Below are 17,087 nucleotides of genomic sequence, written 5' to 3'. Positions count from 1 at the left end.
CCTTTCAGTTGTTGGCGGCGACAGGTGCAGTTTTGCTGACAACCTGGGCGATGGTGCTGCGCACGACGCGGACACGGACGCCTTGTGCGATTTCGACTTCCAGTTCGTCGTCGCGAACCGTGGCAACCTTGCCCAGAATGCCGCCCGAGGTGATGATCGTATCGCCTTTTTTGACATTCGCGACCAGTTCACGGTGCTGTTTGGCACGCTTTTGCTGGGGGCGGATCATCAGGAAATACATGATCAGGAAGATCAGGATCAGCGGGATGAACTGTGCAAAAGCAGCAGTTCCACCGGCACCTGCGGCTTGGGCATAAGCTGGGGTCACGAACATTCATAGTCCTTTCGACAAATAAGGGCCGCGGAAAAGCCCGCAAGCCGCGTCTGGATTGGCGCGCAACCTATCTGTGCGACCGGCGCTTGGCAAGAAAGCGCCAAGGCTGACCGGCGCACTGCGACAAACGGCTGCGTGATCGGATATCAGCCGCGCGGTTGGGCGCGTTCGACCAGCCGCGCAAAGAAGCTGGCACCCACGGGGGCGACGGCATCGTTAAAATCGAATGCCGGATGATGCAGCCCCGGGCCTTCGCCCTGCCCCAGAAACAGATAGCACCCCGGACGGGCGTTCAGCATATAGCTGAAATCCTCGGCGCCCATGTGGCGGCTGGTGTCGGGGTCCACCTGATCGGCACCGGCGACTTCCTGCGCGGTGGCAATGGCAAAGCCCGCCTGATCGGCATCATTCACCGTCGCGGGATAGCCCTGCTGGTAATCCAGCCGGATCTGCAGGTCATAGGCCTGCGCCTGCCCCTCGCAGATCTGGCTGATCCGGCGTTTGACCATATCGCGCACCTGCGGATCGAAGGTCCGCACCGTGCCGCAAATATAGGCCGTATCCGGCACGATGTTGTCCGCGCTGCCCGTATGGATCTGCGTGACCGACACGACCAGATCATCGCCGCTGTAATGGTTGCGGCTGCTGATCGTCTGGACCGAGTTTACGACAGCCACCGCCGCCACAATGGGGTCATTGGTCAGATGCGGCATGGCACCGTGGCCACCGCGGCCCTGAACATAGACCTCGAATGTATCGACGGCGGCCATGATCGGGCCGATGGCGGTATGAAAGCTGCCCTCGGGTTGGTCGGGGCTGTTATGCATGGCGAAGACGCGGCCGATGTCGAACCGGTCCATAATGCCTTCCTGCACCATGATATCCGCACCGCCGCCGTTTTCCTCTGCCGGTTGGAAGATCAACGCAACGCGGCCTGAAAAATTGCGCGTTTCGGCCAGATATTTCGCAGCCCCCAGCAACATGGTCGTATGGCCGTCATGCCCGCAGGCATGCATTTTTCCCGCCACTGTAGACGCCCATTCCGCGCCGGTAATCTCGTCCATCGGCAGGGCGTCCATATCGGCGCGCAAACCGATGGTCGGACCGTCCCCCTGACCGTTGATGATGGCCACAACGCCGGTCTTGCCGATCCCCTGATGGATTTCATCAACGCCGAATTCGGCAAGCCTTTTGGCAACGAATGCTGCGGTCTGGTGACATTCAAACCCCAGTTCGGGGTTCTGGTGCAGATGGCGGCGCCATGCGGTCATCTGGTCGGTGAAATCGGCGATACGGTTCAGGACGGGCATGTGGACTTGGGCCTTTGGCTGTGGCAGTCGATGGGGCATCTTCCGTGTCCCAAGGGGAATTGCAATGGCTGACCAGACACCGTCCCTCGCCGCGCAGCCGCGCGATCCGGCCGCAGAAATCCGGCGTTTGCTAGATATTATGGCCGCTTTGCGCGACCCCAAGACCGGTTGCCCGTGGGATATCGAACAGGATTTTGCCTCGATTGCGCCCTATACCATCGAAGAAGCGCATGAGGTCGAGGACGCGATCGAACGTCAGGCGTGGGACGAACTGCCATCCGAACTGGGCGATTTGCTGCTGCAAGTGGTCTTTCATGCCCAGATGGCAGCGGAAGCGGAAATGTTCGATTTTGCCGATTGCGCCGCCGCCATCAGTGACAAACTGGTCTTTCGCCATCCACATGTCTTCGGCGATGAAAGCCGCGATAAATCAGCCGAACAGCAGGTCAAGGATTGGGAGGCGATCAAGGCCGTCGAACGTGCAGGCAAAGCCGAACGTGGCACATTGGACGGCGTGGCGCTTGGGCTGCCTGCCCTGACGCGGGCCGTGAAACTGCAGAACCGCGCCGCCCGGGTCGGCTTTGACTGGCCCGGTGTGTCGGGGGTTCTGGACAAGATCACCGAAGAAACTGCCGAACTGGTCGAGGCACGTGATACCCTTGGTCAGGACGAATTGGAGGAAGAGTTCGGCGATCTGATGTTCGTGATGGCCAATCTGGCCCGTCATCTGAAGATCGATCCGGAACTGGCCCTGCGTCGCGCCAATACCAAATTCACCCGCCGCTTCGGAAGTATCGAGGCCGATCTGGCCGCAACAGGCCGCCGTCCCGAAGACAGCGACCTGACCGAAATGGACCAGTTGTGGAATAAGGCCAAGGCAGCCGAAAAAGCCGCGCGCTAGGCCGGAAAGACGGGGTCTGCGACCTGCTGAACGGCGGCGTCATAGACCTCGATCCCGCCTTTGGATGCGCCTTCCGATATGGTGCGCTTCCAACCCCTTGCCCCCGGCATGCCGTGGAACAGGCCCAGCATATGCCGCGTGAACTGGTGCAACCGGCCCCCTTTGGCCATATGATCGACAATTAATGGACGCATGGCCGCAGCCACATCCAGCGGGTGTTCGAACGGCGGTGCCTGATCCCAAAGGCGATCGGCGGCCCCCAGAATCTTCCACGGTTCATGATAGGCAGCCCGACCGATCATCACGCCATCCATCACCGACAGATGGTCACGCGCCGCATCCAGATCGGCGATGCCACCGTTGACGGACAGATGCATATCGGGAAACTGGCCCTTCATCGCATGGACCAATGGGTAATCCAGCGGGGGAATTTCACGGTTCTCGCGCGGGCTAAGCCCTTGCAACCATGCTTTACGGGCATGGATCGTCACACGACGGACGCCGGCCTGCTGCATCTTTGCCAGGAAATCTGGCAGAATTTCAGCAGCGGTCTGGTCATCAACCCCGATGCGGCATTTCACCGTCACCTCGACCTGCGTTTCGGCTTGCATCGCGCTGACGCATTCCGCCACCAGATCGGGCGATTTCATCAAAACAGCCCCGAAGGCCCCCGATTGCACGCGGTCACTGGGACAACCGACATTCAGGTTAATCTCGTCATAGCCCCAATCTTCGGCGATACGGGTGGCCTGACGCAATTCATCGGGGATCGAGCCGCCCAATTGCAGCGCCAGCGGATGTTCGCGGGCGTCATAATCCAGCAGCCGCGCACGGTCACCGTGGATCACCGCCGGCGCCGTGATCATTTCAGTATACAGCAAGGTATTGCGCGACATCATCCGGTGGAACAGTCGACAATTCCGGTCGGTCCAATCCATCATCGGCGCGACAGACAGGCGCGCCGCGCGACGCACGGCCAGATCACCTTTGGCATCGGGATTTTTCATCAAAACCTCTTGCTGATTCTGCGCCGGTCATATCGGGCAACGCCCTATGCAAATGCGGACGCATTCTGTCCAAGGCATATTCGCACAGGCGGGAAAATGGTGGGTGATAAGGGATTTGAACCCCTGACATCTTCGATGTGAACGAAGCGCTCTACCACTGAGCTAATCACCCGTCGCGCTGGCTTCTAGCGCCAGTCAAACCATGTTGCAAGAGGTGATGACGACATAAGCCGCAATCATACCCAACATCACAGTCTGCAGCGGTATTGCTTGGTCAGACATGACAAAGGCCGGGGACGCAAAACGCCCCCGGCCCCTTTTGAATGTTCGGTGGCCTTAATGGGCGACGGTGCTGCCTTTGCTGCCATCACCGCGACGGGCGTCAAGGCGGGCTGCTTCGGCGGCTTCCTCGGCGGCTTCGTCCCATTCGACCGCAACAGGCTGACGGACCAAGGCGTGACGCAGGACTTCACGGACGTTGCTGACCGGAATGATGGTAAGACCCTCTTTGACGTTGTCCGGGATCTCGATCAGATCCTTTTCATTATCTTGCGGGATCATCACCGTGGTGATGCCACCGCGAAGGGCTGCCAGCAGTTTTTCCTTCAGACCGCCAATGGCAAGCACATTGCCGCGCAGGGTGACTTCACCCGTCATGGCGACTTCCTTGCGGACCGGAATGCCCGTCATCACCGACACGACCGAGGTGACCATCGCGACACCTGCAGACGGACCATCCTTCGGGGTTGCCCCTTCCGGAACGTGGACGTGGATGTCACGCTTGTCGAACTCCGGCGGCTTGACGCCGATTTCCGGCGCAACCGACCGCACAAAGCTGGAGGCCGCGTCGATCGATTCCTTCATCACATCGCCAAGCTTGCCGGTCGTTTTCATCCGGCCTTTACCCGGCAGACGCAGTGCTTCAATCTGAAGCAGATCACCCCCGACCGACGTCCATGCCAGACCGGTGACGACACCGACCTGATCCTCACGCTCGGCCAGACCATAGCGGTGGCGACGGACGCCCAAATATTCCTCGACCTTTTCAGGCGTCACTTCGATCGATTTGACCTTGGTCTTCATGATCTCGGTGACGGACTTGCGGGCCAGCTTGGCGATTTCACGTTCTAGCGAACGCACACCGGCTTCGCGGGTGTAATACCGGATCATATGGGTCAGCGCCTCGTCGGTGACGCTGAATTCCCCCTTACGCAGACCGTTGGCCGTGATCTGCTTGGACAGCAGGTGACCTTTGGCGATCTCGCGCTTTTCATCTTCGGTATAGCCCGACAGGCTGATGATCTCCATCCGGTCCAGCAGCGGACCCGGCATGTTATAGCTGTTGGCCGTGGTTACAAACATGACGTTCGACAGATCGTATTCCACCTCGAGGTAGTGGTCAACGAAGGTCGAATTCTGTTCGGGGTCCAACACCTCGAGCATGGCCGAAGCAGGATCGCCGCGGAAGTCCTGACCCATCTTGTCGATCTCATCCAGCAGGATCAGCGGGTTCGTCGTCTTGGCCTTTTTCAGGGCCTGAATGATCTTGCCCGGCATCGAGCCGATATAGGTCCTGCGGTGACCGCGAATTTCCGATTCGTCACGCACGCCACCAAGGCTGATGCGGATGAATTCGCGCCCCGTCGCCTTGGCAATCGACCGACCCAGCGAGGTTTTACCCACACCCGGAGGGCCGACCAGCGTCAGGATCGGGCTTTTCAGCTTCTGGCTGCGGGCCTGAACGGCCAGATATTCGACGATGCGTTCCTTGACCTTTTCCAGTCCGAAATGATCGGCGTCCAGAATGTTTTCCGCGCGGCCCAGATCCTTGCGGGTGCGCGATTTCACGCCCCACGGCAGCGCCAGAAGCCAGTCAAGATAGTTACGGCTGACCGTTGCTTCTGCAGACATCGGCGACATGGACTTCAGCTTTTTCAGTTCGGATTCAGCCTTTTCGCGGGCTTCCTTGCTGAATTTGGTATTGGCGATTTTCTCTTCCAGCTCGTCCAGCTCGTTCTGGCCGTCCTCACCGTCGCCAAGTTCCTTCTGAATGGCCTTCATCTGCTCGTTCAGATAATACTCGCGCTGCGTCTTTTCCATCTGGGTCTTGACGCGCGACTTGATCTTCTTCTCGACCTGCAGAACCGACATCTCGCCCTGCATATGGCCATAGACCTTTTCCAGACGCTCGGAAATATTCAGCGTGTCCAGAAGGTCCTGCTTGCGGTCCAGATCGATGCCCATGTGGCCCGCGACAAGATCGGCCAGCTTGCCGGGTTCATCCGCTTCGGACACGGCGGTCACAACCTCTTCGGGGATATTCTTGCGCACTTTGACGTAACGCTCGAATTCCTCGGCGACGGTGCGGACCAGCGCGGTCACGGTGTCGGAATCGCCGTCGATTTCGGCCATTTCCGTTGCCGACGCCTGAAAATGATCCTCATTCGGAACGAATTCGGTGATCTGGACGCGTTCACGGCCTTCGACCAGCACCTTCACGGTTCCGTCGGGCAGCTTGAGCAGTTGCAGCACATTGGCCAATACGCCAGTGCGGTAAATTCCGTCTTCGGTAGGTTCGTCGATCGAGGCGTCGATCTGGGCCGCCAGCAGGATCGGACTGTCCGATTCCATCACCGCTTCCAGCGCACGCACAGATTTTTCGCGGCCAACAAAAAGTGGCACGATCATGTGCGGGAAAACGACGATATCCCGCAAAGGAAGCACCGGGTAGGTTGAAGTGGCGAATTCCGTCATGTCTTGTCCTTTCTGCCCGAAACCGTGGCCCCGTCATGGCGACGCACGGCCTCTGCATCGCGTTAATCTAGGACGGGCATGGGCTGCGTTCAATACGACCGTAAGAATACGACCTATTTTGCAAGAAAATGCCCCGAAAGGGCTTAATTAGCGCGGAATCACGATTTCGGCACGTAATCCGCCCATTTTGTGACCTTTTCCTAAACGCAGTTGTCCGCCATGTGCACGCACCACATCGTTCACAATGGCCAGTCCCAGACCGGCCCCTTGGGCGCTGTTGCGACGCCGTGCGGGGTCCAGACGGGTAAAGGGACGCATCGCGGTTTCAAGGCTGTCTTCGGGAATGCCGGGGCCGTCATCCTCGATCCCGATACGCAGGCTGCGCGGACCAAGGGCCGCATCCATCTGGGCGCGCGATCCATAGCGCACGGCATTCCCCATCAGGTTTTCCAAGGCACGGCGCAACATATCGGGCCGGAAGGTTGCCATCCCCTGCCTATCGCCCTCGAATGCGGTCAGCACGATGTTCTGCCCCGCGCGTTGTGCATCCGCCACGACGGTTTCCAGAAACGCCCCCGCGACAAGCGTTTCGGCAGGGCGGTCCTGTGCCTCATCCCGCGCGTAATCCAGAAAACCATCCACCATGCGGTTCATCTCGGCGATGTCAGCTTCCATCGCGGTGACATCCTCGGCGTCGGGCGGCATCTCCGGCGAGACCATCGACAGACCCAGACGCAAACGGGTCAGCGGCGTGCGCAGATCATGGCTGATCCCCGACATCATCAGTTTGCGTTGTTCGTTCTGGCGTTCCAGACGGTTGCGCATATCCAGAAATGCGGTGCCCGCGCTGCGAACCTCTATCGCACCCGATGGGCGATATGGGACCATCCGGCCCTTGCCGTATTCTTCGGCAGCAAATGCAAGGCGGCGGATCGGGCGCAGCTGGTTGCGCAGGAAGACAGTTGCAATGCTGCTCATCAGTAAAGATGTGAACATCATCAGAACCAGCAGTTGATGCGGATTCGAGGCACTGACCCTGCGCCGTTCAAAGCTGAGGCCATACGGCCCGAACGGACCCATCAGCGCCACATCGACCCGTTTTTCATTACTGGCCAGATCAATCGACAAAACGCGCGGAACGGTTTCGCGCAGCACTTCTGTCACGATCCGCCCCGAAAAGTCATACCACAGCCGTTGGTCGTGTTCTGCGGGTTTGACCGGCAGGCGGAAGGCAAGACTTAGCGGACGCGCCACGTTTTCGGCCCTTGCGCGGGCGTCCAGCACATCATCCGCCAGCTCAATCTGGCGAGCCACAAAGTCCAGCTCATGCGCCATGCTGGAGGTCATCTGCCGCGTCACCCCGTCGAAATGGCGCTGCAGAAACATGACCCCGACCACCAGAGTCACCACCACCACAGGCAGGAACAGGATCAACGCAGCGCGGGCATAAAGTCCCCGCGGGACCAGCGATCTGGCAATCGGCCCCTGATGTTCGTTTGGCATGGAAACCCCTTCTTTCGCCCGCTAGGCTATCGCCATGAACGCCCCCGTGAAAGAGCCGCTGCGTCTATTGGCCCCGAACCCTTCGGCCCTGACGGGACCGGGAACAACGACATTCCTGATCGGCCAGGACCATGTCGCCGTCATCGACCCAGGCCCTGATGATGATGGCCACCTTGACAGGATCATCAAGGCAGGGCGCAGCAATATCAGCCACATCTTCGTGACCCATGCCCATCGCGACCACAGTCAGGGTGCCCCCCGTCTGTCGGCCATGACCGGCGCGCCTGTGCTGGCTTTCGGAACAGTGACTGACGGCAGATCACCGGTAATGGTGCGTCTTGCAGAAACGGGCCTGATCGAGGGGGGCGAAGGGCTGGACCACAGTTTCATCCCCGACATCCGCCTGACCGATGGCCAGCAGGTCACGACCCCCGACTGGACCTTGCAAGCGCTGCATACACCCGGACATGCGGCCAACCATCTGTGCTTTCGATGGGACGACACCGTCTTTTGCGGTGATATCGTCATGGCGTGGTCATCGACACTGATATCGCCCCCCGACGGGGATCTGGGCGATTATTTCAGATCACTGGAGCGGCTGGCCCATATGGCTCCCCGCCGCATGCTGCCGACCCACGGTCCGGCCATCGACGCCCCCCTGCCCCGCATCGACGAACTGGCCCGCCACCGCCGCGCCCGCACTGCACAGATTATGGCGGCGCTGCGACAGCGCCCCGATTCAGCCGCCGGTCTTGCGCGCCGGCTTTATGACATCCCCGAACATCTTTTTCCGGCAGCACAGCGGAACATCCTGTCCCATCTGATTGCCCTGTCACAGCTGGGCGCCCTTGATTTCCCAAAGAATTTGACCGTCGACAGCTTTTTTTCAACTTTATGACGAAAAATGCAAAAAGGCCCTAGACGCCCCCATAACACGTTGCTATATCCGCCTCGTGTTCCGGCGTAGCTCAGCGGTAGAGCAGTTGACTGTTAATCAATTGGTCGTAGGTTCGATCCCTACCGCCGGAGCCAGAAATCTTTTTGAAGGTTTCATTGCTACTGCAAAAGCCACCTTCGGGTGGCTTTTTGCGTTTCAGGGCTTTGTTGCATCCGTGTCGCGTTGTTTTCTGATCATTCAAAGACTGGCCCCACCGTTAGAAACGGCAGGGCGCAACCGGTTTCAGCCGTCGACAGATTCGGCAGTTACGTAAAGTTGGCCCTTTTCGCGGAACAGATCGGCCATCCGCTCCATCCCCTCCTGCTTTTCCGCAGTCGCACGGATGTCATGCGAGATTTTCATCGAGCAAAATTTCGGCCCGCACATCGAACAAAAATGCGCGACCTTATGGGCATCGGCGGGCATGGTTTCATCATGCATTTTCCGCGCGGTGTCAGGGTCCAGTCCCAGATTGAACTGATCCTGCCAGCGGAAATCGAACCGCGCACGTGACAGCGCATCATCGCGCATCTGTGCGCCGGGATGCCCCTTGGCCAGATCCGCCGCATGGGCCGCCAGCTTATAGGTGATGACGCCGGTTTTGACATCATCCCGATCCGGCAGTCCCAGATGCTCCTTCGGCGTGACATAGCACAGCATCGCCGTTCCGAACCAACCGATCATCGCGGCCCCAATGGCGCTGGTGATATGGTCGTACCCCGGCGCGATATCGGTGGTCAGCGGCCCGAGGGTATAGAACGGCGCTTCGTGGCAATGCTCCAACTGCTTGTCCATATTGGCCTTCAGCTTGTGCATCGGCACATGGCCCGGTCCTTCGATGAAGACCTGACAATCGCGTGCCCATGCTCTCTTGGTCAACTCACCTAATGTCTCCAGCTCGGCGAATTGCGCCTGATCGTTGGCATCGGCGATGGAACCGGGGCGCAACCCGTCGCCAAGGCTGAAGGTCACGTCATAGGCGCGCATAATCTCGCAGATTTCGTCGAAGCGCTCGTACAGAAAGCTCTCGCGGTGATGATGCAGGCACCATTTCGCCATGATCGATCCGCCACGGCTGACGATGCCCGTCACGCGCTTGGCCGTCATCGGGATCATATGCAGCCGCACGCCCGCGTGGATGGTGAAATAATCCACACCCTGTTCGGCCTGTTCGATCAGCGTGTCGCGATAGATCTCCCACGTCAGGTCCTCGGCGATGCCGCCGACCTTTTCCAGCGCCTGATACAGCGGCACCGTCCCGATGGGCACGGGCGAATTGCGGATGATCCAGTCGCGGATGTTGTGGATGTTGCGGCCCGTGGACAGGTCCATGACGGTATCGGCACCCCAGCGGATGGCCCAGACCATCTTGTCGACCTCTTCCTCCATCGAGGATGTCACCGCGGAATTGCCGATGTTGGCGTTAATCTTGACCAGAAAATTGCGGCCGATGATCATCGGCTCCAGCTCGGGGTGGTTGATGTTGGCGGGAATCACCGCCCGCCCCCGCGCAATTTCCAACCGCACGAATTCCGGCGTGACCAGATCGGGGATCGATGCGCCAAAATCCTCTCCGTCACGGGTATAGGCGGCGGTGCGGCCTTCGTTTTCGCGGATGGCCACATATTCCATTTCCGGCGTGATGATACCGGCGCGGGCATAGGCCAGCTGGGTCACGGCCCCTTTGGTGGCACGCAGCGGGTCGCGTTGATGCGGAAAGGCAGGTGTCAGGCGCTTGCCATCGACAAAGCCGTTATCGGCGGCGGTCAGCGGACGACCGGTATAGCTTTCGGCATCGCCCCTGCCCGTCAGCCAACCGCCACGAACCGAGGGCAGCCCGCTTTGGATGTCCATCCGCGCATCCCCGTCGGTATAGGGGCCGGAGCTGTCATAGACGGTCAGCGGGGCCTCGCCCGTCAGGGCAATCTGGCGCATCGGCACGCGAATGTCGTGCATGGCACCCGGCACATACAGCTTGCTGGATGCGGGCATGGGGCCGGTGGTGATCTGGGGGTTCGGTTTCATCAGTGTCTCCCGTTCGAAATGGGCGACCCGGATAAGACAAGCGATGAAGGGGCCACGCGGGCCCGATGACGGACCTTGCGGCCCAAAGGACCGCCCCGTTTGGTTGGGGAAGCTGCCTTTGGTCTTCCTACGCCAGCATAAACTGGGTCAGGTTCAAAGGGTCGCTTCACCGGGGTTGTCCCCACTCAGCCTCTCAGTCCCCTTAAGGCGGGACTCCCCTGACGTGCGGGCAGGTTCGCGATTTCGGGGGGGACTGTCAACAGCTGTGATGCAGGCGCCCAAGGTGGCGGGCGCCTGCGGTCGGTATCAGGCCTTCAACGCGGCCAGCACATCGTCGGGACGCATCGGCAGGTGGCGCAGGCGCACGCCCACGGCAGACTGGATGGCATTGGCGATGGCCGGTGCGATGACCGTGGTGCCCGGTTCACCCAGACCCACCGGCACTTCGGTGCTGTCGATGAACTCGATCTCCATTTCCGGCGTGTCGATCATCCGCAAGGGGGTATAGCCGCCAAGGTTCAGGTCGCGGACGTTGCCATCCTCGAACTCGGTCCCTTCGTACAGCGCCATGGACAGGCCCCAAAGTGCCGCACCTTCGCATTGCGCGCGTGCCCCGTCGGGGTCGACGACCGTGCCGCAATCAAAGGCCAGCCACATCTTCTGGACCTCGACCGTGCCGGTTTCGCGGTCCACATGCACCTGCACGGCACCTGCGGTCCATGTCGGCATCTGGCGGCTTTGACCGAAGGTCGTCGCGATACCGATGGCGGTATCGGCGGGCAGATCAGCCGTGCCATAGCCCGACATCTTGGCCACCCGTTCCAGAACAGCCGCCTGACGCGATGCGCCCCCGACCGAATCCGGCACGGTGCCGGCGTTGTAACCTTCGGCAATCAGATGGTTCAGCCGGAATTCCAGCGGATCGACCCCGATCTTCGCCGCCGCTTCATCCATGAAGCTTTCGACGGCAAAATTGGTCCAGCCCGGACCGACCGAGCGCAGCCAGCCGGGACGGAAGGTCTGGTTGGCCAGCTCGTTTTCAATGGCGCGAACCTGATGCGCGCCGACCGAATACCAGTGGTCGGCGCCGTCGATGGCAAAGACGTCATAGGGCTGGTCGTTCACGCCCTTGGGCAGGAAGGACGGGGCCATGACGCCCGTGGGCCAACCGGCAGCCGCGTGATGTTCCATGCCGATGACCTGCTTGTCACCGTCAAAGGCCATCCGCAGCTTCTGGACGCTTGGCGACCGGACGCTGTCGAATTGCACATCGTCTTCGCGCATGAAGACCAGCTTGACCGGCTTGCCGCCCAGCTGTTTCGACGCCAGCGCCGCAGGGATCGTATAATCGCCATTCAGGCGACGTCCGAAACCACCGCCCAACATATAGCTGCGCATGATAATCTTATCGGGTGCTTCTTCCAGCGCGGCAGACAGCGTTGGCAGGATCAGCGATTGCCACTGGTTGCCCGAATGGATTTCCCAGACACCATCGGCATTCTGGAAAACGGTCGCGTTCAGCGGCTCCATCTGGAAATGCAGAACGGTTGCGGTTGAATACTCGGCCTCCAGCGTGTCAGCCGCGTCCTTGAACGCCTGCGTCGTATCAGGCGTTTCGGTCGGCAGGATCGCACCGGTCGAGGCATCCGCGATCAATTCGCGTGATTTGGCCTGAATGTCCGCCTCGGAGACGCCGGCGGTTTCGCCTGCGTTCCATTCGACATTGATCTGCTGGGACGCCCATTTGGCCGCCATCAGTGTTTCACCCAAGACCACGACCCAACCCGGAACCGTCCCTGAAGGATCGTCCAGCGTCAGCGTCTGCAGATAGCCTTTGACGTCTTTGGCACCGCTGTCGTCAATCGACAGAACCTGCGATCCCAGACGGGTCGGCGGCATCAGCGGAACGCCGTAAACCATGCCGTCGATCTTGGCATCCAGACCATAGATGGCCTTGCCGTTGGTCTTATTGGCGATGTCCAGCGCGGTGACATCCTTGCCGACCAGACGCAATTCGGAATGCGGCTTCAGCGGCAGGGCGGCCAGTTCGTCTTCGGTAAAGCTGCGGCTGATGCCCGCCTTGACCAATTCGGCATAGGTGATGGAATTGGTCCCATCGGTGACCGTGCCGTCACGCGCCGTGCAGGTCGATGCGTCCACGCCCCATTGGGTCGCGGCAGCCTCGATCAGCGCGGTACAACCAGCGGCACCGGCTTGGCGGTAAACCGGCCAGCTTTGCCAGATCGACCAGCTGCCGCCGGTGACCATGGTGCCCCATTTTTCATCTGTATCGACATGGGTAATGCGGACATCGTCCCATGACACTTCCAACTCGTCAGCAAGGATGCGGGCGATGGCGGTGCCGACATGCTGGCCCATTTCGGCGCGGATGATGTTGACGTTCACGCGGCCTTCGGTGTCGATCCAGTACCACATGGTCGGTTCGAACGCATCGCCCACCGCAGTGATCGGCACACCATCGGCGGCCTGCGGGTCCATCGCGGCATAAGAGCTGCGCGGGAAACCGAATGCCACACCGGCAGCCGTCATCGAGATCAGAAAGCCACGGCGGCTTAGTGCGGTCGCTTTGCCAGCCCCGCCAAGACGCGACATGATTTTGTTCTTAGCCATTCTGGGTCTGCCCCCTATTTGCCGAAGCTGCTTCGCGGACCGCACTACGGATGCGCGGATAGGTCATGCAGCGGCACAGGTTGCCGGTCATGACGGCGTCGATGTCGTCGTCGCTTGGGTCGGGGATGTCGGTCAGCAGGGCTGCGGCCTGCATGATCTGGCCCGACTGACAGTACCCGCATTGCGGCACACGCAGATTGCGCCACGCTTCCTGAACGGGGTGGTTGTCATCGGCGTCCAGACCTTCGATCGTGGTGATCTCGGTGCCTTCGACGTCGCCCAACATGGTGATGCAGGACCGCGTGGCCTGACCGCCCACATGGACGGTGCAGGCACCGCACATGCCGATGCCACAACCGAATTTCGTGCCCGTCAGGCCGATTTCATCGCGGATCGCCCACAGCAAAGGGGTCGCGGGATCGGCATCGACGCTGACCTCGCGCCCGTTGATTTTCAAATTTACCATCAGGTCTTTCCCTTATGAATTAGTGGGTGCCGGGGCCGCGGGCGCGCAGTTCGGTCACGCTGCCGCGCAAGCCTTCCCACGGGGCCTGTTCGGCACGGTCAGCGCGAAGATAGGCGGCAATAGAGGTGATCTGGTCATCGCTCAGCGCGTCACGGAAACCGGGCATCACGACGCCTTCGGTCCCTTGATGGCTGTTCACACCATAGAGGATCACCTGAATCAGGTTGCTGGGATCATTCTGATTGACGGATGAATTGATCCCAAGATCGGGACGCCCCGCATTGATCTGCTGCGAATTGTAGTGGCAGGCCGCACAGGCGGTTGTGTACAGACGTTCACCCTCGGCCTGACGATAGCGGCGGTCGGGGGCGTTGCGTTCAAGGCTGGCCTGAACGATCTGGCTGTCGGCAGGATCGCTGTCATCCGCACCGACCTGATCGGCCAGATAGATGCTGATCGCTGTCAGATCGCTGTCGGGCAGTTCACGCACACCCGCATGGACAACCGGACCCATCGGACCTGCAGCAATCCCGTGGTATTTCGTCGATCCCTTGACCAGATATTCCCGGAATTCCGCTGCGTTCCACGGCACGGCCGAGGCATTGGCCGCGGTCAGCGCAGGGGCCTGCCAGCGGTCAATCTCGGCGCCGGCAAATTTCTGATCGGCGTCTTCCGCGCCAAGGGCATTGCGCGGGGTGTGGCATGCGCCGCAATGGGTCACGCCCTCGGCCAGATAGGCACCGCGGTTCCATTCCGCCGATTTATCCGGATCGGTTTCATATTCGCCAAAATCGACGAACAGCATTTTCCAACCGGCCTGCAGGAAACGGACGTTCAACGGGAAGGGCAGTTCGTTTTCCTTCTGGGTGGTGCGGACCGGCTTCACCTCGGACATGATGAACGCATAGATGGCATCAATGTCATCGTCGCTCATCTTGGTGAAATGGTCATAGGGGAAGGCGGGGAACAGGTGGCTGCCGTCACGGGCAACCCCTTCATGCATGGCCCGGCGGAACGCATCCTTGGAATAGGCCCCGATGCCTGTTTCCATATCCGGCGTCAGGTTCGTGGCATAGATGGTGCCGAACCCTGTCTCCATTGCGTAATTGCCGGCATAAGGTTCGCCACCCTTTGCCGTATGGCAGGTCGCGCAATAGCCGGCACCAACCAGCACCCTGCCCTGTTCCACCTGTTCAGGGGGGAAACTGGCGTGGTCTGCCGCAGTGACCGGCGATATGGCAGGCTTATAAGCATAGACACCAAAGCCCGCAGCGCCGATTGCGCCGACAGCCAGAATGCCTAGGCAGATCTGTTTGAACATAGATCCGTTTCCCTGGGTATCTCTCTGAGGTATCAGCGGGAACCCGCCGATAATATATAAATGTGAACCCGACCGCGGACGATCGGGTTCCATGCAGGTCAGGTTTTAACTACCCGACGACGCTGATCCGGTCAGATCAATGCCAGTAGTTTTTCCGCGGCCTTTTCAGAGGACGCAGGGTTCTGGCCCGTGACCAGCTTGCCATCGACAAGCGTAAAGACAGCCCAATCGTCGCCCTTTTCATAGCTGCCGCCATTGGCTTTCAGCATATCCTCGACCAGGAAGGGAACAACATCGGTCAGGCCGACGGCCTCTTCCTCGGTGTTGGTAAAGCCGGTGACGCGCTTGCCGGAAACCAGCGGCTTGCCATCGGCAGTCACCGTATGACGGAAGACGGCAGGCGCGTGGCAGACAGCGCCGACGGGCAGGTCCTTGGCGGCAAATGCCTCGATCAAGCGCTTGCTGTCGGCATCTTCGGCCAGATCCCACAAGGGACCGTGACCACCGGGATAGAAGATGGCATCAAAGCCCGCTTCCGTCACATCGGCCAGCACTTTGGTGTTGGCCAGATCGGCCTGCGCGGCATCATCGCCCTTGAAACGCGTGGTCGCTGCCGTCTGGGTGCTTTCATCGTCGCTTTTGGGGTCCAGAGGCGGTTGGCCACCTTTGGGGGATGCCAGAACCACCTCGGCCCCTGCGTCTTTGAAGGTGTAATAGGGGGCGGCAAATTCCTCTAGCCAGAAGCCGGTTTTTTCACCGGTGTCGCCCAGTTTGTCATGCGAAGTCAGAACCATCAGGATTTTCATATCGGTTTCTCCTTGAGAATGTGGGGATTAGGCGGACAGACGGATGACGCGCTTGCCGAAAGCCTCGCCGCGCAGCAGTCCGATAAAGGCTTGGGGTGCCTGTTCCAGACCGTCGATCATTTCCTCACGGTATTTGATCTTGCCTTCCTTGACCCAACCACCAACTTGTTCGGCAAATTCGGGGTAATGTTGACCGAAATCGTCAAAGACAATAAATCCGCGCATGGTCATCCGCTTGCGAAGGATCTGACCCATCAGATAATTCATGCGGTCCGGCCCGTCGGGCAGCGAGGTCGCGTTATACTGCGAAATCAGGCCGCACACCGGAATACGGGCCGAGGGGTTCAGCAGTGGCAGCACCGCGTCAAAGACCGCACCACCGACGTTTTCGAAATAGATGTCGATGCCGTCAGTTGCTTTGGCTTTCAGGTCAGCCTCGAAACTGTCGGCTTTGTAATCAACGCAGGCGTCAAAGCCCAAAGTATCTACGACGTGCTTGCACTTGTCGGCACCACCGGCGATGCCGATGACCTTCAGGCCAAGGATCTTGCCGATCTGGCCAACGGTCGCACCGACAGGTCCGCTTGCGCCCGCCACGACCAGTGTTTCACCTGCCTTGGGTAAACCGATCTGCGTCAACCCCGCCCAAGCGGTCAGGCCGGGCATGCCCAGAACGCCCAACGCCCATGACGGGTTTTCGGGGTTCTTGCCCATGTTGATGACACCCTTGCCATCGGACAGGGCGTAATCCTGCCAGCCGCCGAATGCGACGACCCAATCACCTTCTTCAAAGCCCTCGACGTGCGAGGTGACGACCTGCGACACCGTCCCACCGACCATGACATCGCCGACCTCGACAGGGGCCGCGTAAGAGGGCGCATCGCTCATCCGGCCACGCATATAGGGGTCCAGCGACAGAAATTCGTTGCGCAGCAGCATCTGGCCCTTTTTCGGGGTCGGAACATCCGCGGTTTCAAGGCGCAGCGTGTTTTCGGTCGGCTCGCCATTGGGGCGTTCGGCCAGAATCTGGCGGCGGTTCTGTGTGTTCGACTGTGCCATATTATCTCCTTTTCGGTCCGGTGGACCAAGTTC

13 protein-coding genes, 2 tRNA genes and 1 riboswitch are annotated in these 17,087 nt (G+C 60.0%); of the genes, 3 read left to right on the top strand and 12 right to left on the bottom strand.

Features of this window, described 5'->3' with window-relative positions:
• Positions 1–4: 4 nt before the first annotated feature.
• Both yajC and DWB67_RS09555 read right to left on the bottom strand, forming a co-directional pair.
• A complete protein-coding gene (yajC, locus tag DWB67_RS09560; protein ID WP_119807311.1) occupies positions 5–334 on the bottom strand; it encodes a preprotein translocase subunit YajC in 330 nt (109 codons plus the stop codon).
• 146 nt (positions 335–480) lie between these two features.
• Positions 481–1,644, bottom strand: coding sequence for a M20 aminoacylase family protein (locus DWB67_RS09555; RefSeq protein WP_119807310.1), 1,164 nt, complete (start codon positions 1,642–1,644; stop codon positions 481–483).
• Between the two features lie 64 nt (positions 1,645–1,708).
• Here DWB67_RS09555 and mazG point away from each other — a divergent pair, with 64 nt between their 5' ends.
• Entirely contained in the window at positions 1,709–2,545 is an 837-nt protein-coding gene (mazG, locus tag DWB67_RS09550; protein ID WP_119807309.1) for a nucleoside triphosphate pyrophosphohydrolase, read from the top strand.
• On the opposite strand, the gene dusA is transcribed toward mazG, so the two are convergent.
• The 4 genes from dusA to DWB67_RS09530 all read right to left on the bottom strand — a co-directional run bounded on the left by dusA (position 2,542) and on the right by DWB67_RS09530 (position 7,809).
• Positions 2,542–3,552 carry a tRNA dihydrouridine(20/20a) synthase DusA gene (dusA, locus tag DWB67_RS09545; protein ID WP_119807308.1) on the bottom strand — a complete coding sequence of 337 codons (1,011 nt, stop codon included), beginning with the start codon at positions 3,550–3,552 and terminating at the stop codon, positions 2,542–2,544. The two genes, mazG and dusA, sit on opposite strands and share 4 nt — an antisense overlap.
• Before the next feature lie 97 nt (positions 3,553–3,649).
• Positions 3,650–3,724, bottom strand: a tRNA-Val gene (locus tag DWB67_RS09540).
• Positions 3,725–3,888: 164 nt separating this feature from the next.
• Positions 3,889–6,306, bottom strand: coding sequence for an endopeptidase La (lon, locus tag DWB67_RS09535; RefSeq protein WP_119807307.1), 2,418 nt, complete (start codon positions 6,304–6,306; stop codon positions 3,889–3,891).
• Between the two features lie 147 nt (positions 6,307–6,453).
• Entirely contained in the window at positions 6,454–7,809 is a 1,356-nt protein-coding gene (locus DWB67_RS09530) for an ATP-binding protein (protein WP_119807306.1), read from the bottom strand.
• 34 nt (positions 7,810–7,843) lie between these two features.
• Here DWB67_RS09530 and DWB67_RS09525 point away from each other — a divergent pair, with 34 nt between their 5' ends.
• Positions 7,844–8,707, top strand: coding sequence for an MBL fold metallo-hydrolase (locus DWB67_RS09525; RefSeq protein WP_119807305.1), 864 nt, complete (start codon positions 7,844–7,846; stop codon positions 8,705–8,707).
• A 59-nt stretch (positions 8,708–8,766) separates the two neighbouring features.
• Positions 8,767–8,841 (top strand) — tRNA-Asn (locus DWB67_RS09520).
• A 148-nt stretch (positions 8,842–8,989) separates the two neighbouring features.
• Here DWB67_RS09520 and thiC read toward each other — a convergent pair.
• The 6 genes from thiC to DWB67_RS09490 form a co-directional block, all read right to left on the bottom strand.
• Positions 8,990–10,771, bottom strand: a complete 1,782-nt coding sequence (gene thiC / locus DWB67_RS09515) for a phosphomethylpyrimidine synthase ThiC (RefSeq protein WP_119807400.1) — start codon at positions 10,769–10,771, stop codon at positions 8,990–8,992.
• A gap of 107 nt (positions 10,772–10,878) precedes the next feature.
• Positions 10,879–11,001: riboswitch (TPP riboswitch) on the bottom strand.
• Between the two features lie 76 nt (positions 11,002–11,077).
• Positions 11,078–13,402: a xanthine dehydrogenase family protein molybdopterin-binding subunit gene (locus DWB67_RS09510; protein ID WP_255418619.1), complete on the bottom strand. Its 2,325-nt coding sequence runs from the start codon at positions 13,400–13,402 to the stop codon at positions 11,078–11,080.
• Positions 13,395–13,868: a (2Fe-2S)-binding protein gene (locus tag DWB67_RS09505; RefSeq protein ID WP_119807304.1), complete on the bottom strand. Its 474-nt coding sequence runs from the start codon at positions 13,866–13,868 to the stop codon at positions 13,395–13,397. The genes DWB67_RS09510 and DWB67_RS09505 overlap by 8 nt, the downstream gene beginning before the upstream one ends.
• Positions 13,869–13,887: 19 nt before the next feature.
• On the bottom strand, positions 13,888–15,189 hold the full coding sequence (locus tag DWB67_RS09500) for a cytochrome c (RefSeq protein WP_119807303.1): 1,302 nt from the start codon (positions 15,187–15,189) through the stop codon (positions 13,888–13,890).
• Between the two features lie 131 nt (positions 15,190–15,320).
• Complete coding sequence (locus DWB67_RS09495) at positions 15,321–15,995, bottom strand: type 1 glutamine amidotransferase domain-containing protein (protein WP_119807302.1); 675 nt, start codon at positions 15,993–15,995, stop codon at positions 15,321–15,323.
• A 27-nt stretch (positions 15,996–16,022) separates the two neighbouring features.
• Positions 16,023–17,054, bottom strand: coding sequence for an NADP-dependent oxidoreductase (locus DWB67_RS09490; RefSeq protein WP_119807301.1), 1,032 nt, complete (start codon positions 17,052–17,054; stop codon positions 16,023–16,025).
• Positions 17,055–17,087 lie beyond the last annotated feature (33 nt).

The organism is Paracoccus sp. JM45, assembly GCF_003590715.1.
Lineage (GTDB): Bacteria > Pseudomonadota > Alphaproteobacteria > Rhodobacterales > Rhodobacteraceae > Paracoccus.
Note: the sequence above shows the minus strand (reverse complement) of the source record. Positions and strands in the feature narration are given on the sequence as shown.